The sequence below is a fragment of the Tatumella ptyseos ATCC 33301 genome, from assembly GCF_000735525.1.
GTDB lineage: Bacteria > Pseudomonadota > Gammaproteobacteria > Enterobacterales > Enterobacteriaceae > Tatumella > Tatumella ptyseos.
The window spans coordinates 15,065-36,500 of the sequence record NZ_JMPR01000004.1 but is presented as its reverse complement, the minus strand read 5'-3'; the positions used below and the strand labels follow the sequence as shown (position 1 = coordinate 36,500).

18 protein-coding genes and 2 pseudogenes are annotated in these 21,436 nt (G+C 53.3%); 15 read left to right on the top strand and 5 right to left on the bottom strand.

Annotated elements, in window-relative coordinates:
* Positions 1–480: 480 nt before the first annotated feature.
* Both GTPT_RS00315 and GTPT_RS00310 read right to left on the bottom strand, forming a co-directional pair.
* Positions 481–783, bottom strand: coding sequence for a phage holin, lambda family (locus GTPT_RS00315; protein ID WP_029990648.1), 303 nt, complete (start codon positions 781–783; stop codon positions 481–483).
* A 48-nt stretch (positions 784–831) separates the two neighbouring features.
* Positions 832–2,091 (bottom strand): glycoside hydrolase family 68 protein, encoded by a 1,260-nt coding sequence (locus GTPT_RS00310; protein ID WP_029990647.1) that lies wholly within the window; start codon positions 2,089–2,091, stop codon positions 832–834.
* 293 nt (positions 2,092–2,384) lie between these two features.
* On the opposite strand from GTPT_RS00310, the gene GTPT_RS16835 reads away from it, so the two are divergent.
* The 6 genes from GTPT_RS16835 to GTPT_RS00280 all read left to right on the top strand — a co-directional run bounded on the left by GTPT_RS16835 (position 2,385) and on the right by GTPT_RS00280 (position 9,276).
* On the top strand, positions 2,385–2,579 hold the full coding sequence (locus GTPT_RS16835; RefSeq protein WP_071780122.1) for an ogr/Delta-like zinc finger family protein: 195 nt from the start codon (positions 2,385–2,387) through the stop codon (positions 2,577–2,579).
* Between the two features lie 671 nt (positions 2,580–3,250).
* Positions 3,251–5,605 (top strand): TonB-dependent receptor domain-containing protein, encoded by a 2,355-nt coding sequence (locus GTPT_RS00300; RefSeq protein ID WP_038010665.1) that lies wholly within the window; start codon positions 3,251–3,253, stop codon positions 5,603–5,605.
* 62 nt (positions 5,606–5,667) lie between these two features.
* Positions 5,668–6,684, top strand: a complete 1,017-nt coding sequence (locus tag GTPT_RS00295) for a hemin-degrading factor (protein WP_029990643.1) — start codon at positions 5,668–5,670, stop codon at positions 6,682–6,684.
* 4 nt (positions 6,685–6,688) lie between these two features.
* Positions 6,689–7,510: a heme/hemin ABC transporter substrate-binding protein gene (locus GTPT_RS00290; protein ID WP_025903987.1), complete on the top strand. Its 822-nt coding sequence runs from the start codon at positions 6,689–6,691 to the stop codon at positions 7,508–7,510.
* The gene (locus GTPT_RS00285; RefSeq protein WP_025903988.1) at positions 7,500–8,507 is read left to right on the top strand and encodes a FecCD family ABC transporter permease; all 1,008 of its coding nucleotides are present in this window, start codon (positions 7,500–7,502) and stop codon (positions 8,505–8,507) included. Before GTPT_RS00290 ends, GTPT_RS00285 begins: the two co-directional genes overlap by 11 nt.
* On the top strand, positions 8,497–9,276 hold the full coding sequence (locus GTPT_RS00280; protein WP_025903989.1) for a heme ABC transporter ATP-binding protein: 780 nt from the start codon (positions 8,497–8,499) through the stop codon (positions 9,274–9,276). The genes GTPT_RS00285 and GTPT_RS00280 overlap by 11 nt, the downstream gene beginning before the upstream one ends.
* A 185-nt stretch (positions 9,277–9,461) precedes the next feature.
* Here the strand turns inward: GTPT_RS00280 and GTPT_RS17370 are convergent, their stop codons facing one another.
* Complete coding sequence (locus GTPT_RS17370) at positions 9,462–9,617, bottom strand: hypothetical protein (protein ID WP_156022693.1); 156 nt, start codon at positions 9,615–9,617, stop codon at positions 9,462–9,464.
* Between the two features lie 232 nt (positions 9,618–9,849).
* On the opposite strand from GTPT_RS17370, the gene GTPT_RS00275 reads away from it, so the two are divergent.
* Positions 9,850–10,176 (top strand): hypothetical protein, encoded by a 327-nt coding sequence (locus GTPT_RS00275; RefSeq protein WP_051170799.1) that lies wholly within the window; start codon positions 9,850–9,852, stop codon positions 10,174–10,176.
* A 23-nt stretch (positions 10,177–10,199) separates the two neighbouring features.
* On the opposite strand, the pseudogene GTPT_RS00270 reads toward GTPT_RS00275, so the two are convergent.
* A pseudogene (locus GTPT_RS00270) lies at positions 10,200–10,523 on the bottom strand (DUF4225 domain-containing protein); the annotation flags it as partial.
* A gap of 340 nt (positions 10,524–10,863) precedes the next feature.
* Positions 10,864–11,820, bottom strand: a complete 957-nt coding sequence (cbl, locus tag GTPT_RS00260) for an HTH-type transcriptional regulator Cbl (protein ID WP_029990638.1) — start codon at positions 11,818–11,820, stop codon at positions 10,864–10,866.
* A 300-nt stretch (positions 11,821–12,120) separates the two neighbouring features.
* Here cbl and GTPT_RS00255 point away from each other — a divergent pair, with 300 nt between their 5' ends.
* The 8 genes and pseudogenes from GTPT_RS00255 (at position 12,121) to GTPT_RS00220 (ending at position 21,436) form a co-directional block, all read left to right on the top strand.
* Positions 12,121–13,752: a TIGR04028 family ABC transporter substrate-binding protein gene (locus GTPT_RS00255; RefSeq protein WP_029990637.1), complete on the top strand. Its 1,632-nt coding sequence runs from the start codon at positions 12,121–12,123 to the stop codon at positions 13,750–13,752.
* A 14-nt stretch (positions 13,753–13,766) separates the two neighbouring features.
* Positions 13,767–14,708 (top strand): ABC transporter permease, encoded by a 942-nt coding sequence (locus tag GTPT_RS00250; RefSeq protein ID WP_025903994.1) that lies wholly within the window; start codon positions 13,767–13,769, stop codon positions 14,706–14,708.
* Positions 14,708–15,562 (top strand): ABC transporter permease, encoded by an 855-nt coding sequence (locus tag GTPT_RS00245; RefSeq protein WP_029990636.1) that lies wholly within the window; start codon positions 14,708–14,710, stop codon positions 15,560–15,562. The genes GTPT_RS00250 and GTPT_RS00245 overlap by 1 nt, the downstream gene beginning before the upstream one ends.
* Positions 15,559–17,187, top strand: coding sequence for a dipeptide ABC transporter ATP-binding protein (locus tag GTPT_RS00240; protein ID WP_038010603.1), 1,629 nt, complete (start codon positions 15,559–15,561; stop codon positions 17,185–17,187). Before GTPT_RS00245 ends, GTPT_RS00240 begins: the two co-directional genes overlap by 4 nt.
* Entirely contained in the window at positions 17,184–18,209 is a 1,026-nt protein-coding gene (locus tag GTPT_RS00235; RefSeq protein ID WP_025903997.1) for a putative FMN-dependent luciferase-like monooxygenase, read from the top strand. Before GTPT_RS00240 ends, GTPT_RS00235 begins: the two co-directional genes overlap by 4 nt.
* Complete coding sequence (locus GTPT_RS00230; RefSeq protein ID WP_025903998.1) at positions 18,206–19,360, top strand: alkylhydroperoxidase domain protein; 1,155 nt, start codon at positions 18,206–18,208, stop codon at positions 19,358–19,360. The genes GTPT_RS00235 and GTPT_RS00230 overlap by 4 nt, the downstream gene beginning before the upstream one ends.
* Before the next feature lie 236 nt (positions 19,361–19,596).
* Positions 19,597–20,151, top strand: coding sequence for a YceI family protein (locus GTPT_RS00225; protein ID WP_029990628.1), 555 nt, complete (start codon positions 19,597–19,599; stop codon positions 20,149–20,151).
* 243 nt (positions 20,152–20,394) lie between these two features.
* Positions 20,395–21,436 (top strand): annotated as a pseudogene (locus tag GTPT_RS00220) (MsnO8 family LLM class oxidoreductase).

Sequence of the window (21,436 nt, the reverse complement as noted above, 5' to 3'; positions counted from 1 at the left end):
AACGGTGTGTCTTCGGCTGCGGATCGCCCGGGAGGAGGGACTGCGATTACTGAATACGTCACCCCTGAGTTTTCCGGTGAATGGTGGGGGAAATATCGAAACCTGAGCTTTATGACGGCGACAGTCAGATAAGTGATCAGGGCTGTCATGTTACGGTCATTGGGCCGGGAAATATAAACGAGCATCACCGGGCCACGGGTTAATCCGGTTTCAGGAAGGCATAAATCCGCTCAGAAAGTTATTCATGTCGGGCGCTTAACTTATCGTGCATAACCGCGATAAATATTCCCCTGCGATAATCAGGGGAATATCCTTTATCTGACGTTGGATGTGGGAATAATGTTAAATAAATGAAAACCCCACACGCTATATAAGGTTATGGTGTGGGGGGATGAATTATCGGACAATAATTTTATCCGGCGTTCATCCTGTTATTCACTGCCCTGATATTCATTTTTCCAGGGGTGTCAATTTTGCGGATTAATTTAATTTCTTCATGATAATCCGGTTTATCCAGAAGCTGATTTTTTTTACGCCCATAAATCCGATAAATCCGCCCACAGAAACGGTTAACTGACTGGATACACCAAAATAATTCATTAATGATACGGAAACAAATGTCAGGCAGCCACAAATCCCTCCTTCAAGTAATGTTTCAATAATCCCCCGGCCGGAATATATCATTCGCAGGATAGCCATAAAGAAGGAGATGAAAACGCCAAAGAAAACAGAATCTCCTCGTACGGCCCCCTTAGCGGTATTAATAATGCTGTTAATATCCATTTTATTTTTCCTGATAAAGGCGCGACATCGGTCGCGCCGTAATGAATATTATTTGACGATGACATTTTCCATAGGAGGAATATAACCGTAGTCAAATTCTTTAACCATAAATGTCTGGTTCCCTTTTATTTTAATTTGTACGGTAGGGGCTTCCGTCCCTCCCACACGATAGCTACCGTTATAATCTCCGTTCGATTGCGGAATAGTATCGATAAAAGAGGTCACCAGGCCATTTGGCATCACGCAGTGTGAATAAGTCTGATAAGGCTGTGACGATGGATTCCCCAGAACTAAGCCGGAACCATTTAAGGGTTCATAAGGGCCAAATAATGAATCACTGACAAAACCATAAACCCCGTCAGGACCCGTGACTCCGTCGCCATAGGTAAACTTATGGCTGATAGTAAACAGGTAATACTTACCGTCTTTGAAGACAAAGTGAGGACGTTCGGTCTGGTCATTGACGCCGACGGCAGTGATTAATGGTGGCAGTAACTGCCAGTCGTTCCCTTCGGCATCTTTCGCTACCGCAAAGCCGATACAGCCGGTCTGATAACGGGCTCCGCCGACATTCTCATACCCCGGAGGCACCTCACCCATATCTTCGCTGGTGATGACGTGGGTCCCGCGGTCGCCGGCCACATTCCCTTCGAAGACCATATAAAGATTGCCATCTTTAGGGTCGATAAACGGGCTCGGGTCGCGAAAGCCCCAGTATTCATTTTGCTCTTCTGTCTGATAAATAAAACCATCGGCAGAAAAGAGTTCAATCACCTCTCTGAAGCCGGAAAGCGTTACTCCGTTGCCATCGGCAGCGATCTCACCCTTAACTTTAACAATCGTCGCGCCGGGGGTGACACAGGTATAATAGAGTTCAATGTCACCCTGCTCGTTGAGCAGGACAGGTGTACCGGCCCATTCCCGGGTGGTCGGTGAAACGCCGTCCGGCATGACACGGCCACCGTAAATCCAGTTTTTGCTGTCTTTGGAATACCAGAAGCAAATGCGTGCGCGGCTGTGGCGATTGACCCAGTCACTGTCGATATCGTAGTTGCCATCGGCATCGGTATAGACCTCAGGCTGGCGTTCTGCCGTCAGCGTAAAAATGACAGACCAGCCATTCACGGAAACGATATTACCGTCATATTTTTTCAGCGGCATGGTGTCCCAGATAAATACTTCATCGCTCATGACCGGAAAATCAATACCGACCAACGGCTGTGTGGTGGTGGGATCATCAGAACGAACTTTAAGGGCGTCAGCACGGCTCCATGCAGTAGTTTTCACTTTATCTATTAAATTTTTCATATTAAACCTCCGTAATTGAATGAGGTTTAATAAAATCATGCACCCGAAAATAATTAAAACAGATTTAATTTTGTAATGCACCACACAACAGACATAATTAAAAAAAGGGCTGTGTTGTTGTGTAGTGAGTGACAGACCAGAGAATGATGGCGCTGGCCGGGTATATAAATAAGTATCTACAGCCAGATAAAAAGCAGATAGAATCTTTAATCTATTATCAGCCATTAATGTAGTGATTGATCATTTATACCTCTACATGTTTTAAAATTATTCAGTAAAAATAGGTGGTACTTATGATGCGTTGCCCGATCTGTAACAAGCCGGCTCACACACGTACAAGCCGTTACTTAAGTGATACGACCAAGGAAGCATACTATCAATGTCAGGATATTACCTGCTCATGCACCTTTAAAACGATAGAGAGTCTGGAGAAAATTATATGTGCTCCGATGGCGGATCAGGAACAACGAATAATGGCTGCATTATAGGAATAGTCTTAATAACGATTTTTCCACTGAACTTTCCATCAATATTGTAAGCGCTGATAATAATCAGAGATGTCGTATGGAAAATATTTTCCGACGGCATATTCGCGGAAGCTTATCAATAATTGATCAATATTGTTTTCTGTAGGGTTAAACCGCGTATGCAAAATATACCGCGGTTTAACCCTCTCCCTGTAATAATGTAAATTACTCGTTATTATTTTGTTTTGTTGATGGTCCGGCAGGCCCGGAGCCTGACGGTTCATCCTGTTTTTTACAGAGCACCCCGGTTCCGGTTCTTCGTTATTCAGACGACCGGCTTTATGCGGTGAAGATCGCATACAAACCCTTAGGGTGCACCGTTTCCTGTCCGACGCTGACCCCTGAAGGTTTCACCTATCCTCCGCACTGTTCATTGAACTATCTCCCGCACGATCCATAACACTCTCTCCCGTACTGTCCCGCAGCAGCATCCGGCATCTTTACTCTTTCCTGACAGACTTAGTGTTTAAAAAGTGTAAATGCAGTTGATAATTATTATCATATTGATGTAGATTCTCATCCAAGAATAAGTGGCTGATATTTGCACAGTTTATTCCATTGAGAGGAAAGTCATTCGTTTGCATTCACTTGCCGGCAAACGACATTTTTGGCGTGTCTGGATACTGATAATTATGTATAAATTTCTGACTCAGGGTAAATTGAAACCCGCATTGTTCAAATTCACCGCGGTGGCACTGTCCGTTCATTCGGCCTGTACTTTTGCCGCAACCACAGCGAATACTGCCGGCGAGGCCGGGAGTTCTGAACAGCAACTGACCGTCACGGCCACCCCGTTGCCGTTGCGTGCCGATAATCAGAAAACGATAACGGCTGATCAGATGCAAAAGCAGGGAGCAACGGACTTTGGTACGCTGATGCGCTATCAGACGCTGGTCAGTGCTACCGGAGCCAGTGGCGGCTCCGGTAACGGAAAAAGTGGTTTTGACCGTGGCGGCTACACCGGCTACAACATCCGCGGTCTGGAAAGTAACCGTGTCGGCATTGATGTGGATGGGGTGGAACTCCCGTCGGCTACCGGGCGTGGCTATGTCGGACGTACCGGCGTGAATACTTTCGGTATCGGTCGCGATTATATTGACCCGTACCTGTTTGGTGTAATGAATATTGATGCAGGAGCGACAGCGGTATCACAGCCGAATACCTCTATCGGCGGCATGGTTTCCTTCCGGACTAAATCCCCGGACGATTATCTGAACCCGGAAAAGCCGGCCTATTTCGGTTACCAGTCAGATTACGATTCTTCCGATCGGGGCTGGCACAACGGGATCACTGCGGCAGCCGGTGATGAAGAACTGCGCGGGATTTTTGTCTATAGTCGTCGTGACGGCCAGCAAACCCGTAATAACAGCGGTACCGTTTCCGCGTATCCGGAGAACTGGCATTCCGACGCCTTCCTGACCACCGGCATCTGGCAACCGAATGATCAGCATAAGCTGACCGGAACGTTCAGTTACTATGATAAAACCACCCATACGCATTATGACACCTGGGATTCCTCCGGCGCGGAAGTGATCGGTACCAGTCATCAGTCCGGGGAAACCCGTCGGTTAGGTGTCAATCTGCAGGATGAATATACCCCGTATAATGACTGGATAGATTCCCTGACCACCCGGGTTAACTGGCAAAAAACCCAGGCGCATGACAATACGCTGGCACCTTATGATACCGGGGTGATAGGCCGTACCTACTCGGACTACAATACGAACTCTCTGGGGTTCTCCAGCGAACTGCGTAAAACCCTGGGTCGCCATGAGCTGAGCGGGGGAGTGAACGCCGGTCTGGAAAATACGGCGCGTCCGTTCGCTCAGTCACCGGCTCCGCTGGTGTACTTCTCAGTCATGCAGCCGCAGGCTGACAGCCGGAGCACGACCCTCGGTGCTTTCCTGCAGGATAAAATTAACTTTGATCTGCAGGGCCATAATTTCGCGATCACACCGGGTGTTCGTGTCGCCTATCAGAAAACCAAACCACAGAATCTCTCTTCTCTCGCCGCGGGGAGTTCAGTGCTGACCACTGAGGATCTGGAGACCTTATACGGTTCAGGCACCAGCGATACCGAGGTCTTACCGTCCCTGACGCTGCAATATTCGTTAACTCCGACGCTGCTGACTTATGTTCAGTATAAACGCGGGGCCGAATTCCCGGATGCCAGCCAGTTGTACGGTTCATGGAACCTGGGGTCAAGCTATGCAGGAACCCAGCAATATGCACTGATCGGTAACCCGTCACTGAAAACAGAAACCAGTAATAACTTTGAGTGGGGCCTGACCGGGCAACTGAACCCGGGGGTTACCCTGAGCGGCTCGGTCTTCTACAACCAGTACGATAACTTCATTGCGTACACACGTTATACCCGCAGCGGATCCCCGGAGGCGTTTACCCAGGTACCATCGAATATTTATACGATTTATCAGGCTGAAAACCGCGATAAAGCCTTTATCTATGGCGGAGATATCAGTGCGAAATTCCATATCGGTCATTGGCTGGAGTCTGCTGAAGGCCTGAGCACAACCCTGGCGCTGGGTTATACCAAAGGTGAGTCTAAGTCTTCACTCAGCGGTGATAGCTACACCGATCTGGATAGCGTAGCGCCAATGAAGGCAGTGGTCGGTGTGGCATGGGATGCACCGTCAGGCGTCTGGGGCAGTGCAGTAACGGCGACGTTTGTGAAAGGGAAACAAGCCAGCGAGACCACGCGTAATACCGTCACGACCGGTCCGGTGACCAGTACAGAAAGCCCGTATTTGCGTATTCCGGGTTATGGCCTGATGGATGCGACCGCTTACTGGCGTATCACAAAAAATGTCAAACTGAGCGGCGGGATCTATAACATTACTAATCGTAAATATATCGATTACCTCAGCAGTCGTGATCTGAAAACATCGACCGCGCAGAACAACAATGATATTGCATTAGCCGTGATGCCGGGCCGGACGTATCAGTTAGGTCTGAACGTTGATTTCTGATGATCCATTATCCGCCCTGCCATGGCGGCAGGGCACTCAGGGAACAGAGAGCAGGAGAAGTTATGACAACCCTTTATCAGCATTATCTGCAGTTAAAAACCGAACATCCGGGATGTTATGCCCGGGATCTGGCGAAAATGATGGGGATCAGTGAAGCTGAGCTGACGCAGGCAAGGGCAGACGAAGCGCAACCTCTGCGGGCAGACTTCCCGGCGTTACTGAATGCGCTGAAAAGTGTGGGTGAAATTAAAAGTATTACCCGCAACGAATATGCAGTACACGAACAGATTGGCACCTTTGATAACCTGCATCTTGGTCCGCATGCCGGGCTGGTATTAAACCCGCGGCACCTGGACCTGCGTTTTTTCCTGGCAAAATGGCACAGTGTTTTCAGCCTGCAGGAGCAGAGCACCCGCGGCGAACGCCACAGTATTCAGATCTTTGATAGTCAGGGCGATGCCGTGATCAAAATCTATGCCACCGGGAATACCGATCAGGCGGCCTGGCAGCAACTGATCACTGATTTCCGTCAGCCTGAACCTGCGGTGATCTCTCTGAACCAGGCACCTGCCCCTGCGTATGCAGAACAGATTGATGCGTCACTGATAGAGCAGGAATGGCGGGAAATGACCGATGTACATCAGTTTTTCCGTCTGCTCAGCCGTCATAATATCAGCCGGCAACAGGCCTTTGCGGCGGTCAGTGATGATCTGGCCTGGCGGGTAAATTCCGGGGCACTGGCACAGATCCTGACGCTTTCGAAGGAGGCAGGTAATGAGATTATGATCTTTGTCGGTAACCGGGGCTGCACACAGATTTTTACCGGTCAGGTGGAAAAACTTGAACCGATGAAGGGCTGGCTGAATATCTTTAATCCCCGCTTTACCCTGCATTTACAGGATAAGCAGATAGCTGAAAGCTGGATCACCCGTAAACCCACGGTGGACGGACACGTCACCAGCCTGGAGTTATTTGCCGCGGATGGCACGCAAATCGCGCAGCTCTACGGACAGCGCAGTGAAGGGCAGCCGGAGCAGGATCTCTGGCGTCAGCAAATCGAATCACTCACAGGGGTATAATGGCATGAGATTTTTTGGCCTGATGCTTTGTTTGCTGGCATTACCTGTTTTTGCCAGCCCGCGGGTGGTTTCCATTGGCGGAGATGTCACCGAAATCGTCTATGCACTGGGCGCCGGTGACCAGCTGGTGGGCCGTGACAGTACCAGTATCCATCCGGCACAGGCCGAAAAACTTCCCGATGTCGGCTATATGCGCCAGCTGAATACCGAAGGTATTCTGGCGTTGAAACCGGCGGTGGTACTTGCCAATAACCAGGCGAAACCCTCACAGGTTCTGGAACAGCTATCGCAGGTCGGGGTGAACGTGGTGCATGTTACCGGCGAGAACAGCCTGCCGGCCATTCTGCAAAAAATTACGACGGTTGCCAACGCCCTGCATAAAGAAGAGGCCGCAAAACCTCTGTTACGTCAGGTCCGTGAACAGATACAGGCATTGCCGACCCGGCCTTTGTCGATCAAAGCGTTGTATATTATGGCCAACAGCGGTATGACCACCCTGGTGGCGGGTAAAGAGACGGCGGCAGATGTGGCGATGCGCAGCGCCGGGCTGAGTAACGTGATGGGGAATGTCCCTCACTACCAGAGCCTGTCGGCGGAGGGCGTTATTGCCGCGGCTCCGCAGGTCATTCTCATCGACCGTCGCGGTGTGGCTGCCCTGGGGGGAACAGACAAATTGTGGCAGTTACCTGGACTGTCTATGACCCCGGCCGGCCGGGATCACCGGGTGATCATTATTGACCAGGTGGCGCTGCTGGGCTTTGGTCCGGAGACGCCGGGAGCTATCCTGCAGCTGCGTCAGGCGGCAGAAAAGATCCATGCGGAGTAACCGTCGTACTTTCGTCTGGCTGCCGGTAATGGGGGGGATCCTGCTGGCAGCCTTACTGATTTCCAGCCTGTCCGGGGCTTTACCTCTTTCTCTGTCCACCGTCTGGCATGCGGATCCTGATAGCCTGACCCGGAAGATATGGCTGAATATCCGCTTGCCCCGGGTGTTGCTGGCGGCGCTGGTCGGGCTGGCTCTGGCCGTCTCCGGTACCGTGATGCAGGGATTATTTCGTAACCCGCTGGCCGACCCGGGATTACTGGGGATCAGCAGCGGGGCGGGCCTTGCCGTGGCTATCGCCCTGATTATTCCGTTTTCCCTGCCTTCGGCCCTGGCCCTGTGGTTACCGATGATGGCGGCGTTTATCGGCAGCCTGCTGGTCACCGTGCTGATCTTTCAGCTTAGCCGGTTTACCGGCGGACATCTGTCCCGTTTATTATTGTTTGGTGTGGCCATCAATGCAGTGTGCGGGGCAATCGTCGGTGTACTGTCATGGGTAAGTAATGATCAGCAGTTACGTCAGCTATCGTTATGGGGCATGGGGACACTTTCTCAGGCACAGTGGCCGGTGATCCTCGTGTGTGGTTTACTCATTCTGCCCGCCACCTTCGGGACAGTATTCTTTTCACAGCGACTCAACTTACTGCAACTGGGTGAGGAAGATGCCCATTATATGGGGGTCAATGTCCGCCGTACGCAGCGACAGTTACTGGTGCTGAATGCCTTACTGGTGGGGACTGCCGTGTCTGTCAGCGGGGTCATTGGCTTTATCGGGCTGGTGATCCCCCATGTGATGCGAATGTGTTTCGGCAGTGATCACCGCACTGTCCTGCCGGCATCGGCGCTATGTGGCGCTATTTTACTGCTGCTGGCCGACACGCTGGCCCGTACGATAGTGGCCCCGGCCGAAATGCCGGTCGGATTGCTCACCAGCCTGATTGGCGCACCGTGGTTTTTCTGGCTGATTATTCGTCGTCAACGGGGGAGTGATGGTTCTTAACCTTGAGGCGGATAACCTCATTCTGAAACGCGGGCCAAAGACGTTGTTGTCAGGGGTATCGTTGCAGTTATCGCCGGGAGAAATGGTCGCACTGATAGGCCCGAACGGTGCCGGAAAATCCACATTACTGCGGGTGCTGAGTGGTTATCTCTCTCCGGACAGTGGCGAGTGCCGGTTACAGGGAAAAGCGTTGACCGCATGGGAAGGGCGCTTGCTGGCACAGCAACGTGCGGTCATGCGCCAGCAAAGCGACCTGACTTTTTCACTGTCCGCAAGGCAGGTCATTTGTCTGGGCAGGGCTGCCTGGCCCCGCTATCAGCAGGATGACATCGTGGCAGAGGTGGCCGGACTGACCGGTTGCGGCGGCTTACTGGATCGCAGTTATCTGCACTTATCCGGCGGAGAACAGCAGCGGGTTCAGCTGGCCCGTGTACTGGCACAACTCTGGCGTGACGGCGAGCCACAGGGATTTCTGTTTCTTGATGAACCCACCTCGGCTCTGGATCTCTACCATCAGCAACATATTCTGAGGTTACTGCATCGGCTGACCCGGCAGGGGAAACTGATGGTCTGCACTGTGCTGCATGATCTTAATCAGGCATCGCTCTGGGCAGACCGCATTATATTGCTGCATCGGGGAAGCCTTGTCGCGCAGGGGATACCACAACAGGTGCTGAATACAGAGACATTACAGCACTGGTACGGAGCGGAACTGATTGTCCATACGGCAACCCCCCACCAACGGCCACAGGTCATGCTGTTACCCTGAAACGGTGGGGTTTACCCCTGGCGAACCGGTGATGATTATTCGTCTGTCGCCGGGTTTGGGATCAGGATGATCCTTCTGTCCGGGATCGCACTCTCCGGGTCGGATCTTCCGGGTGTCAGCCGGGGGGAGGATCCGCGCCCCGGCCGGGGATGGGGGAGCGGGATCACCGAACAGGGAAGTTGCGGTTACTCATCAAAACAGAGTTCGGGGGAAGCCCCCTGATCGTCATATTCCTCATTTCCGCTGGCGGCAGGGCAGCCCGGATCCCGTGAATCATCTGAAAGGTAACGCTGACCGGTGGCCAGGATCTCTTCAATTTGCATCGCATAAGTTGTCGGCATCAGAAAACTCCATGGTTGCTGAATAGTGGATCTGCAGAGCCAGCATGGCAACCGCAGATGACATTCCTGTGAACCCGCCCGTAAAGAGTAAAGATTTAGCCGTGGCTGCAGGACAGAGCCGGGGGGAATGGCTATGCTGGATCACATCACTATTGAAGTCAGGGTTAAACCGTTCAGAGCTACAAAAATTGAAGAACAAGTGTCAGGTTGATTAGATAAGGAAGTTAATGAAATGACTATGGATTTCAGTAAAGATCGTCTTATGGCATCGGGTTTTACGGTGAAGGAATTACAGAAACTTCAACATAATATCGATAACTTTGGCGGTACGTTTGAGGAAGTTATCGGCGATTTAGCCAAAAGGTTTAAAATTTTTTTGTGGGTTTTTTTTTGCTGTGTTGCGTGTTTTTGGTTTCTTATTTATTCGAAGATTGATGACATCGGATATGTTTTTAGTGGTGGTATATCGTTATTTGTTGCTGTATTGATAATTGGATTTTCTCAGCCGCCAATCATTTCATTTAAATGCTGGCGGTTTTGCCGGATAAATAAAAATTAGTTATTATCTGTGCTGATAAGGTCAAATATCACTTTGGCATAAAGTTTCGCCGCTTTCGTGCGCAGCATTCGATCCTGCTCTTCAAGATTTTCGGTCTCTGCCCTGAGGTTTTTTACGCAGGCCATGCATTCTTCATCAGACTTTGCGCGTCGTGCGGCTGCAAACTGCTGCTCAACAACCTATTTTATTTCCCGGACAAACTTCATCCGGGTCAGGCCCTCCCGAAGATGGAAGGAGGACAGCGTATTCGCTATATTAATCAGCTTTCTGGCCTCAAGGTTAACCATTGTCTCTGCCCGGTCTTTATTCCTGCCTGAGCGCATCATATCAAGTAATGCAGCATCCATTTTTATTCTCCCTGTATATTACATCGCCGATAATACCCCTTTATGTTCAGCTGTAAATAACCGTCGTTTCAGTCGGAAATATGTCGGTTCCGATATGCCTGTTTTCTCCGATACGGCCTTGAATGACACTCTCCGCCTAATCAGCGCAAGAGCCGAAGCTGTAGCCGGATGAGGTTTACTGCCGAACCTGACTCCGGAAGCCATCGCTACTGTCCGCCCGTCATTGGTCCGTTCAGGGATACGTGCATGCGCAGACTCCGGCCCGGCTGCTGACCGAAATTCGCCGGCAGACCGGGGTTCGATTTCCATCCGATGACGTGTTGCCCTGAAGCGCGCAGGGTCAGATTTCGAAGTTATAGGGAACCTCATGGCCGGAAACCGCTTCCTGTGTATTCGCTTTTAGCTCATCGACGGACAGGTTCGGATTACATAGCATCATAAATTGCCACAGATAATCCCGTTGTAACTGACCCCGCTTCACTGCCAGCCAGACGGTACTGGCAGTGAATAAATGGCGGACATCCAGTGCAATCACTTCATCTTCCTGCCCGGAGACCGCTGTTTCGGCGACAATTCCGATCCCCATGCCCAGTCTGACATAAGTTTTCACCACATCTGAGTCCTGTGCACTGAGCACAATATCGACTTTCAGACCGGCACTCTCAAAGGCCTGGTCGATCACCGACCGTCCGGTCATTCCGCTGCGGTAGGTGATTAACGGCCACGCGGCCAGATGCTCCAGAGTAATGTCCTGCAGATCCGCCAGCGGATGTTGTTTAGGGATCAAAACCTTATGGTTCCATTTGAACCAGGGAAACGCCCGCAATGTTTCGCTGTGTGATAAGGCTTCGGAGGCGATACCTAAATCTGCGCTACCGCCACTGACCATACTGCGGATTTCTTCAGGCGTGCCCTGATTAAGCACGACGCGGATATTCGGATATAACTCACGGAACAGCTTGATCTTACCCGGCAGAGAATAGCGGGCCTGGGTATGGGTGGTGGCAATCGTCAGTATCCCGTCCTGCTGGCCGGTGAAAAGCTCCCCTAACCGCTTCGCTTTTCCGGCATCATCCAGTATGCGTTTCGCAATGGTCAGCATTTCTTTACCCGGTCCGGTCAGGCCGAGCATACGTTTACCATGGCGAATAAACAGCTCTACACCCAGTTCTTCTTCCAGCTCACGGATATGGCGACTGATCCCGGACTGAGAGGTGTATAACGTTTTGGCCACTTCGGTCAGATTGAACTGGCACCGGGAGGCCTCCCTGATAATTCTTAGCTGCTGGAAGTTCATGTTATTCACTTTTTATGCTTAGGGGTGACCTGGCTAAAATAAAAAAAATCGTCCGGCGGAGTAAATAATTAAAACTTCACATATATTCCTGAAAGATATATGTACATAAAATACGACCTTAAAAAATTCTTCTGCGGTGAAATAACAGGAAATACGGCCCGGAACGGCAGAAAATTCGCCGTCCCGGCGGGGTTAGTTCTTTTTCACACAAGCTATGCCATTTTTGTTATTTCAACTATGAAAACGATGACTCTTATTATGAATTTCCGGTTTCAGGAAAAAATAATAACGAGGCAGCATATGAGAGGGTTGAGTTCAGGTCGTTTCAGGAAACATTTGCTGGTATCGCTGGTACTGGCGTCATCAGCGGCATGGGCCGCGGATAAGCCTGTCCAGGGGGGCACGCTGATTTATCTTGAGCAGCAAGCACACACTAACCTGTATCCCCCGGCCGGCGGGTTCTATCCCAATGGCGGGATACTGAATCAGATCACCGATAAACTGACCTGGCAAAACCCGAAAACCCTGGCGATTGAACCCTGGATTGCCGAAAGCTGGAGCAGCAATCCGCAAAAAACCGAATGGACATTTAAATTGCGTCCGGGAGTCACTTTCTCTGATGGCACACCTCTGGATGCCGCGGCGGTCGCCAAAAACTTTGATACCTACGGGCTGGGAAATAAAGAAAAGCATTTCCCGGTCTCTGAAGTCGTCAATAATTATGATCACAGTGAGGTAATTAACCCGCTGACGGTCCGGTTTTATTTTAAAAAACCGTCTCCCGGCTTTTTACAGGGAACCTCGACCATTGGTTCCGGCCTGGTGTCATTATCTACTCTGAATAAAAACTTCGATCAGCTGGGCGACGCCCGGAATATTATAGGCTCCGGTCCGTTCGTGGTGAAATCTGAAACCCTCGGTCATGAAGTCGACCTGGTCGCCAGGAAAGATTATCACTGGGGACCGGCCAGCGACCCGCATCAGGGACGGGCCTGGCTGGATGGTATTAAAGTCCTGGTCACTCCGGAAGACGGGGTACGCATTGGTGCATTACTGGCAGGTCAGGCCGATTTTATTCGTCAGATCCAGGCTTATGATGAGAAACGGGTAGAAGCGCAACATCTGCCTGTCTATGCCGAAGCGACACGGGGGGTGAATGATAGTCTGAGTTTCCGCCCGGATAACCCGCTGGTGGCCGATCTCCGGGTGCGTCAGGCGCTCTCACTGGCGACCAACCGTCAGCAAATCGTCGAAACTCTCTTCTCAGCAAATTATCCTGCAGCCACCTCGGTGCTGGCCTCGACGGCCTCCGGATATGTTCCGCTACAGAACTTACTGAAGTACGACCCACAGCAGGCAGAAAAACTGCTGGATGAAGCCGGGTGGACACCTGGCCCTCAGGGGATCCGCCAGAAACACGGGGTACCGCTGTCCCTGAGTGTTCTGGTATCTCTTCCGCAGCCGCAGAACAAAGAAGTTTTAGAACTGGTGGCCCGCCAGTGGCGAAAAATCGGGGTGCTGCTGAATGTCAGGCCTTCCGATGGCGGATCGTCACTGCTGAAAAATCTCGATCCGTTAAAAGCGCCGCTGACCGTTTCCGAAGTGGGCCGGGCCGACCCGGATGTGCTGAAGAGTATGTTCTACCCCGCAAACCGTGATGCACTGCTGCAGAAAGGCGGCCAGAGCAATAAGGTTAAATCGTTCCGTGATAATACGCTGGATGATCTTCTGGAGCGGATTTCGACAGAAACGGATAACGCTCAGCGTCTGAAACTGACCGGCGATGCGCAACGCTATCTGCTGGAAAAAGCCTATGTGATCCCGATTTTTGAAGAGCCGCAGGTGTATGCAGGTGCCACCTGGCTGAAAGGGATGAGCTTTGAAGCGGTAGGCCGGCCATCGTTCTACGATGCCTGGTTAGATAAGAAATAAGCGGAGGCGAGGCCATGGGACGCTATTTACTGCAACGGCTGGCACAGGGGCTTCTGGTGCTCTGGGCTGCCTGGACACTCTCATTTATTCTGCTGCAATTACTGCCCGGCGATGCGGTGATGATTAAGTTCCTCGACCCGTCACTGGGGTTAAGTGCAGAGCAGATAGACCAGATGCGTAAGGTGTACGGTGAAGGTGTCCCTGTCTGGCAGCAATACTTCTCGGCGCTGGTGGCGGTATTACATGGCAACCTGGGCTATTCGGTACAGCTCGGGGTCCCTGTCACACAGGTTCTGGCGACTAACTTTCCGCAAACCCTGAAGCTGGTGATACCGGGATTTCTGCTGGCGCTGATCATCGGCCCCGGGCTTGCCATCCTCGCCTCACTGCCGGGACTGAACCGTTTACGGAATATGTTGCTTTCACTGCCGTCTCTGCTGGTCTCCCTGCCGGTGTTCTGGACAGGGATCGTATTGATCCAGATCTTTTCGTTTCAGTTGCATTGGGTGTCGGTTATCGATCCCTCACCCATCGGCGGCATGATCCTGCCAGTGATCACGCTGGCGATCCCCATAGCGGCACCGCTGGCACAGATCTTTATGCGCAGTATTGATCAGGTGCGGACTCAGCCCTTTATTGCGGCGGCCCGGTCACGCGGTGTCAGTCAGTTACGGGTGCTGTTCCGCCATGTATTACGGAATGCCAGCCTGCCGTTACTGACCGTCGCCGGCCTGCTACTGGGTGAGCTGATTGCCGGAGCCCTGGTCACGGAAACAGTCTTTGGCCTTAACGGACTGGGCGCAGTGACACAGCAGGCCGTGAATGCACAGGATGTGAATGTTCTGCAGGCGGTCGTCATGATTTCTGCACTGGCTTATGTCGTGATTAATCTGCTGGCCGACCTGGTCACGCCGTTGCTCGACCCGCGCCTGAAAACAGCCTACAGAGGTAGATAATGAGCCTGACAGAAACGCTTCGACTGCAACCCCGTCGCTCCGGAAAATACCTGCAGCTTCAGCGTGTCCGGCCGGGCGTCTGGCTGGCGTGGATGATTATCCTGCTCGCGATCCTGGCGGCGATTTTTCCGCAGCTTCTTACCCATTACGATCCTGAGAGCGGTGTCCCCGGGACACAACTGATGCCCCCGGACAGCCATCACTGGCTGGGGACCGATCAGTTGGGCCGTGATCTCTATAGCCGGATCATCTACGGTGCCCGCTGGTCGCTGTCGGCAGCGAGTGCGGCGGTGAGTGTCGGCCTGGTAGTCGGGTCGTTGGGCGGGATGCTGGCCGCTTTTAGCGGACGTACCACCGAAACCCTGACCATGCGGCTGGTGGATGTTCTGTTGTCCATCCCTGCATTACTCCTGTCGCTGACGATCATTATTCTGCTGGGGGCCGGGACGTTACATGCAGCACTGGCCGTGGGTTGTGCTTCCGTGGCACATTTCGCCCGCTTATCCCGGGCCGAAGTTTTGCGCATCCGGCAGCAGGATTATATCGAAGCCGCCTTTGGCAGCGGCGGGCGTTTCTTTGCGGTATTTTTCCGCCATGTTTTACCGAATGCGTTACCGAATATTCTGGCTTTTTCAGCCCTGCAATTCGGCCAGGCCATTCTGGCCTTATCGACCCTCAGTTTCCTGGGGTTCGGGAGCCCGCCGCCGATCCCGGAATGGGGACTGCTGATCGCTGAAGGCAGAAATTACCTGGCGACGGCCTGGTGGCTGACCGTCTTCCCGGGCGTGGTGGTGATCGGTATCGTGCTGGCGACCAACCGTATCAGCCGTGCATTATCAGGAGAAAACCTATGACGGGATCCACACTGCCGGTACTGCAACTGGATGGCCTGACTTTGGCTTATCGCACAGAGAATGGCTGGAACGAAACGGTTCATCAGGTGAGTCTGACGCTGGGAGCGGGAGAAATGCTGGCGGTGGTGGGCGAATCCGGTTCCGGAAAAACGACCACGGCCCAGGCGGTGATCGGCTTACTGCCGGACAACGGTCGCCGCACCGGCGGACGTATTCTGTTTCAGGGAGAAGACATCAGTCAGTGGTCTTCACGCCGGCTTGACGGGCTGCGCGGGTCGCAGATCTCACTGATCCCGCAGGACCCGGGGAACTCACTGGATCCGCTGAAAACGCTCGGGGATCAGCTGGGCGAAGTGTTGCAGGCAGGAGGTACCCGTCTGTCGCGAAAACAGCGTGATCAGCAGGCTATCGAACTGTTTACACGTGTCGGCCTCAGCCATCCGGAACAGCGAATTGCTCAGTATCCGCACCAGCTTTCCGGGGGAATGAAACAGCGGGTACTGATTGCGATTGCCATTGCGCTGAAACCGGCACTGATCGTTGCCGATGAGCCGACCAGTGCGCTGGATGTGACCGTTCAGAAACGGATTATGACTCTTATCGATGAGCTGCGACAGGAATACGGTACTGCCGTTCTGTTTGTGACTCATGATCTGGCGCTGGCGGCGGAGCATGCCGACCGGCTGGCGGTGTTCCGCGGCGGGAAATTACTGGAGCAAGGAACGGTGGCTGAAGTCATACAGCAGCCGTCGCATCCTTACACGGCACGGTTACTGTCCGATGTTGCCGCAAACATGGTGTTACCTGACCCCCGGCCGGAAAGCGACAGGGACACGTCCCCGGTCATTCGTATACAGGGAGTCAGTAAACAATTTTCTCTCAGTCGTCAGCAGCGGCTGCAGGCGCTGAACACAATTTCACTGACGGTCCGGCGGGGGACAACTCATGCACTGGTCGGAGAATCCGGGTCAGGGAAGACGACGCTGGCACGTATCCTGCTGGGCTTTGAGCAGGCAGATGCCGGCGAGGTCGTGATCTGTGACAGCCCAGTGCAGGGAGCATCGGCTGAAGGCTGGCGACAGTTGCGCAGGAAGATCCAGTTTGTGTATCAGAACCCGTTTTCGTCACTGGATCCGCGTCAGAGCCTGTTCTCGGTGATCGAGGAACCTCTGCTTAATTTTCATACGTTGACCCGTGAACAGCGCCAGCAACAGGTCATCGCAGTGGCCAGGCAGGTCGCGCTGGATCCTGAATTACTCTCACGGCGACCACATCAGTTGTCAGGGGGACAGCGGCAGCGGGTCGCGATTGCGCGGGCACTGGTCCTGCAACCTGAAATCCTGGTGCTGGATGAAGCCACGTCGGCCCTGGATGTGACGGTTCAGTCACAGATCCTTGCATTACTGGCAGAGCTACAGCAAACACTGGCGCTGACCTACCTGTTTATTACCCATGATCTGCAGGTGGTCAGACGTATTGCTCACTGGGTGACCGTATTAAAAGGCGGCGAAGTGATCGAAGAGGGGACAACTGCTAAGATTTTTACTGCTCCGGAGACGGATTATACACAGCAACTGATTGCTGCGATCCCGTCCTTTAATCGCCGTCAGGAGGTAAGCATATGACGCAGAAACGTATTGGTTTTTTTACCCGGTTGCTGGATAAAGCGCCTGCGGCGGAACGCTACCGCCTGGCGACAGAGCAGATCCGCCATGCCGAAGTTCTGGGGTTTGAAAGTGCCTGGGTTGCCCAGCATCATTTCCATGAACAGGAAGGTGGCTTACCCGCACCGCTGGTTTTCCTGGCCCATGCCGGAGCTCACACCTCAAAAATCCGGCTGGGAACCGGGATCATTACCCTGCCGATGGAAAATGCGCTACGGGTGGCGGAGGATGCTGCCGTCACGGATCTGCTGACCGGCGGCCGGCTGGAGCTGGGCCTCGGGTCCGGCGGTACGCCAGGCTCCTTTGCCCCTTTCGGCCTCACTTTTGAACAGCGCGGTGCTGCCTTTGCCGCAAACCTTGCCACCCTGACCCAGGCCTGGCAGGGGGATGCCCTGTCAGGGACGGATAATCACCTGTATCCGGCCGCTCAGGGGCTGAATGACAGGATCTGGATTGCGACCTTTTCTCCGGAAGGTGCTGCCCGGGCCGGAAAAGCCGGTCACGGACTGATGTTATCCCGCACCCAGCCACGTCCGGCCGGGCAGCCGTCATTGCCGCTGGATGCTCTGCAAAACCCGGTGATCGATGCGTATCTGGAGGCGCTGCCGGCAGGTATTGCTCCCCGTATTCTGGCGTCACGGACGGCCTTTGTGGCTGATGACCGGAATTATGCCCGAAAAGTGGCTCTGCCCGGGCTTACCGCACAGGCCGAAAGCTACCGGAAGGCGGGACATCAGTTACGGGGCGAAACACTGGATGATTTTATCGGTCAGTTTGATGCCCATATTGGTGACCCTCCGGATGTACTGTCGTCGCTGTTAGCTGACAGTAGCCTGTCACGGGTCACCGATATTTCCTTCCAGGTCCACTCCGTTGAACCGGAACATCAGGATGTGCTGCGTTCGCTGGAACTGATATCCCGTTATATCGCCCCGGTGTTACGTCGGTCTGCGGCCACCTTACAGCCAGAGAGGATAGCATGAGCGAAATTCACGATTTGATTGATGAACTGTCGGCAATTTCTGCCGGGTCTGAGCTGGCAGAAAGCCGGCAATTCCGTGCGGCAGCGACAGAACATACCCGGGGCAGCTATCAGGCCTTGTTCAGTACCGGCAGTGAGTCTTTTCCGTTAGCCCTTCGGGCAGCGATTGCCGCACAGGTAGCAGACTGGCACCAGTCTGCCGGACTGTTACAGCACTATCTGAGGCTGGCGGAGGAGGGCGTTAATCCGCAACGTCTGAGCAGTGCGCTGAGTTTTGCCCGACGACTGACGTTTCAGCCGGTGGCTGCCACACCGGCAGATCTCGCGGAGTTGCAGCAGGCAGGATGGCAGACAGATGAGATTATCACTCTGGCGCAACTGGTCTCGTTTGTCAGTTTCCAGAGCCGCCTGATCCACGGATTCACTTTACTGGAGTCGCTGACGACAGCGGCGGAGCCTCTGCCGGTAGCTCCCTTACCGGCTCCGGTCACTGCCGGACGCTGGCACACTCAGCCAAAAACGGCCGGACACCGGCAGGCCCCCCTCGCCTTTACCCGTAAACCGCTGGGCTGGGAACCCTGGCTGCCGGCGAAACCCTTCAGTGATTTCAGCCCGCAAGGGCAGGAGAGTCTGAGAAAGTTTGGTCATCAGGATTCGGATTATTTCAGGCTGCTCGGACGGGATCAGCCGGTACTGGAACAACGTACCCTGACAGACAAAGGTATTTTTTACACTCACGGGGGGTTAGCCCGGGCGGAACGGGAGCTGGCCGCCACGGTGGTCAGTAAAGTGAATGGCTGCATCTACTGTGCGTCGGTTCATGCCCGTAAAGCGAGCCAGCTTTCAAAATTACAGGATGAAGTGGCGTTACTGCTGCAGGTGCAGCCCGGAGACCCGTTATCTGACGGACAGTCTGCCCGCTGGCAGGCGGAAATAGAGGCCGTTGCCGCCTTATCTCTGACCCCGCCACAGCTGACCACGGCACATCTGCAGGCACTGCAACAGTTACCGCTGAGTACGCTCGAAATCACCGATCTGATCCAGTCGGCAGCCTTTTTTGCCTGGGCTAACCGCCTGATGCTGACACTGGGGGAACCGTTTATTCCTGCGGAGACGGCCACGCCTGCCACTGAGAAGACGACCAGCGCCTGACCGTGGTCCCGGTAGCGCAAGGCCGGGCACTGCTGAATTTCTTTGCCGGGGGTTACACGGGGTCTGCCGCATTCCCCCGGCAAATCAGTCACCGTTTCTCAGCACATACTTCAGGAAACCCGTCGATAAAGCGGTTCTGCCGGCGATGTGATGACGTCTTTATACGACAGAACTGTTAAACATCAGACAGACCGCTTATCATCCGCAGTCACGTTCTTCACCTCTGCGGATACACTATGCGACCCTGGAATTTCCTGCTGCCGATGCTAATGGCCTGGGCTTCACTGCCTGCTTTCGGGGCGAGGTATCATATTAATCCGCAGCTAAGCTCCCTGGTGTTGAGCTGGCGGATGATCGGCGGCGGCGAATACCACGCCAGGATCACCGGGATCCGCGGTGACCTGACCTATGATCCACGTGAGGACGATCGTAATACGCTGCAGTCGGCGATCCCTGTCGGGCAACTGGACGCCCATCACTGGCTGCTGACCCGGGCACTTCGCAGCCGGACGTTCTTCGATACGGCAAGCTACCCCGATGCGTTTTTCGGCAGCAGCCGGATGGTGGCTCTGGATAAGGGACGCTACCGGGTATTGGGAAGCCTGCAGATTAAAACTGTGCGTAAACCGTTGATCCTGAATGCACAGCAGAGCGATATTTCGTTGCAGCGTATCCGTTTATCCGCACAAACCCTCATTTCCCGCAGTGCTTTTGGTATGGGGCAATATCCTGCCCTTGTCAGTGATCCTATCCGCGTGGATATTGTGTTATATGCCGATAAAATAAACTGACCGCCAGGTTAGCCGGTATTTTATTATCTCCCGTCCGGGAGGCGGTTTGACATTTTATTTATTCATCGGGGCGTTTATTCGCTTAATCATTATTTATTCTTACTTTATTCATTATTAATATCAGAAAGTGAACACGCTCTATTTATTATTATTTTTATCTAACTAAGAGACGATTTTATATTTCATTAACCGGAGCCGGGAGGCTAATAATGGATTTATAATTCGGTCAGGTAAGGTAAATATATGTCTTATCAGTTAAGTGTACTTGATAAGTGCCCGGTGAATGAGGGTGAAACGGCAACCGATGCATTACAGCGGGTGGCCGGGCTTGCTCAGGCTGCCGAGCGATGGGGCTACCGGCGTTTCTGGCTGGCAGAACATCATAATACCTCAGGTCTCGCCAGTCCTTCCCCGGAGATACTCATCGCCTGGGTACTGGCACAGACAAAGCATCTGAAAGTGGGGTCAGGGGGTGTGATGTTACAGCATTACAGCCCCTATAAAGTGGCAGAAAATTTTAATCTGCTGGCCACTCTCGCGCCCGGCAGAGTCGACCTGGGTGTCGGCAAGGCGCCCGGCGGGTTACCGTTATCAACAAAAGCACTACAGGCCGCGCAGGACCCTGATAAACAGGGGACGTTCGCCAGTCAGTTGCAATCCTTAGACAGTTTTCTGCAACACCCGGGACACCCCTCGCAGGATGAGCCAGGGCTGCGCGCAACGCCTTTGCCCGGCCGGACGGCGGATAAGTATTTATTAGGCGCCAGTACTGACAGCGCTGCACTGGCGTCGTCCCTGGGCTGGAATTTTTGTCTTTGCCGCACATCTGAACGGTGACCGTTCTCTTCTGCGGACATTCAGCGACTACTGGCAGGCAGAGACCCGGTTGCCGGTCATTATTGCGGTGCAGGTCATTGTCAGCGAAGACGGTGAAGAGGCCCGCAGGCAGGCGGCGCAGTGCGAATTATGGCAGGTGGAACTGGTGAACGGCCGGCACGTGACGGTCGGGAGCGAAACTCAGGCAGACAGCTTTATCCGCCAGAGTGAGGTTGCCGTGAAATCGGTCAGCCGTAAAGAAACCGCGATCCTGGCAGGGAATGCCCGTGAAGTGCTCTCTCAGCTTGAAGCCCTGCATCAGGAATTTTCGGTCAGCGAATTTATGCTCGATCTTCCGTTAAGTCAGCCGGAGATCAGGATTAACACGCTGCGTCTGCTGGCTCAGGAAAGAGAGCACTCCGCGGCCCGCCAGGTCTCACCCGTCACGACAGAAAGTTCTGTCGCCTGA

Excerpts from the sequence above, each read along its gene's own strand:
- GTPT_RS00315 (WP_029990648.1), bottom strand. The coding sequence starts at position 783 with ATGGATATTAACAGCATTATTAATACCGCTAAGGGGGCCGTACGAGGA.
- GTPT_RS00310 (WP_029990647.1), bottom strand. The coding sequence starts at position 2,091 with ATGAAAAATTTAATAGATAAAGTGAAAACTACTGCATGGAGCCGTGCT.
- GTPT_RS16835 (WP_071780122.1), top strand. The coding sequence starts at position 2,385 with ATGATGCGTTGCCCGATCTGTAACAAGCCGGCTCACACACGTACAAGC.
- GTPT_RS00300 (WP_038010665.1), top strand. The coding sequence starts at position 3,251 with ATGTATAAATTTCTGACTCAGGGTAAATTGAAACCCGCATTGTTCAAA.
- GTPT_RS00295 (WP_029990643.1), top strand. The coding sequence starts at position 5,668 with ATGACAACCCTTTATCAGCATTATCTGCAGTTAAAAACCGAACATCCG.
- GTPT_RS00290 (WP_025903987.1), top strand. The coding sequence starts at position 6,689 with ATGAGATTTTTTGGCCTGATGCTTTGTTTGCTGGCATTACCTGTTTTT.
- GTPT_RS00285 (WP_025903988.1), top strand. The coding sequence starts at position 7,500 with ATGCGGAGTAACCGTCGTACTTTCGTCTGGCTGCCGGTAATGGGGGGG.
- GTPT_RS00280 (WP_025903989.1), top strand. The coding sequence starts at position 8,497 with ATGGTTCTTAACCTTGAGGCGGATAACCTCATTCTGAAACGCGGGCCA.
- GTPT_RS17370 (WP_156022693.1), bottom strand. The coding sequence starts at position 9,617 with ATGCCGACAACTTATGCGATGCAAATTGAAGAGATCCTGGCCACCGGT.
- GTPT_RS00275 (WP_051170799.1), top strand. The coding sequence starts at position 9,850 with ATGACTATGGATTTCAGTAAAGATCGTCTTATGGCATCGGGTTTTACG.
- cbl (WP_029990638.1), bottom strand. The coding sequence starts at position 11,820 with ATGAACTTCCAGCAGCTAAGAATTATCAGGGAGGCCTCCCGGTGCCAG.
- GTPT_RS00255 (WP_029990637.1), top strand. The coding sequence starts at position 12,121 with ATGAGAGGGTTGAGTTCAGGTCGTTTCAGGAAACATTTGCTGGTATCG.
- GTPT_RS00250 (WP_025903994.1), top strand. The coding sequence starts at position 13,767 with ATGGGACGCTATTTACTGCAACGGCTGGCACAGGGGCTTCTGGTGCTC.
- GTPT_RS00245 (WP_029990636.1), top strand. The coding sequence starts at position 14,708 with ATGAGCCTGACAGAAACGCTTCGACTGCAACCCCGTCGCTCCGGAAAA.
- GTPT_RS00240 (WP_038010603.1), top strand. The coding sequence starts at position 15,559 with ATGACGGGATCCACACTGCCGGTACTGCAACTGGATGGCCTGACTTTG.
- GTPT_RS00235 (WP_025903997.1), top strand. The coding sequence starts at position 17,184 with ATGACGCAGAAACGTATTGGTTTTTTTACCCGGTTGCTGGATAAAGCG.
- GTPT_RS00230 (WP_025903998.1), top strand. The coding sequence starts at position 18,206 with ATGAGCGAAATTCACGATTTGATTGATGAACTGTCGGCAATTTCTGCC.
- GTPT_RS00225 (WP_029990628.1), top strand. The coding sequence starts at position 19,597 with ATGCGACCCTGGAATTTCCTGCTGCCGATGCTAATGGCCTGGGCTTCA.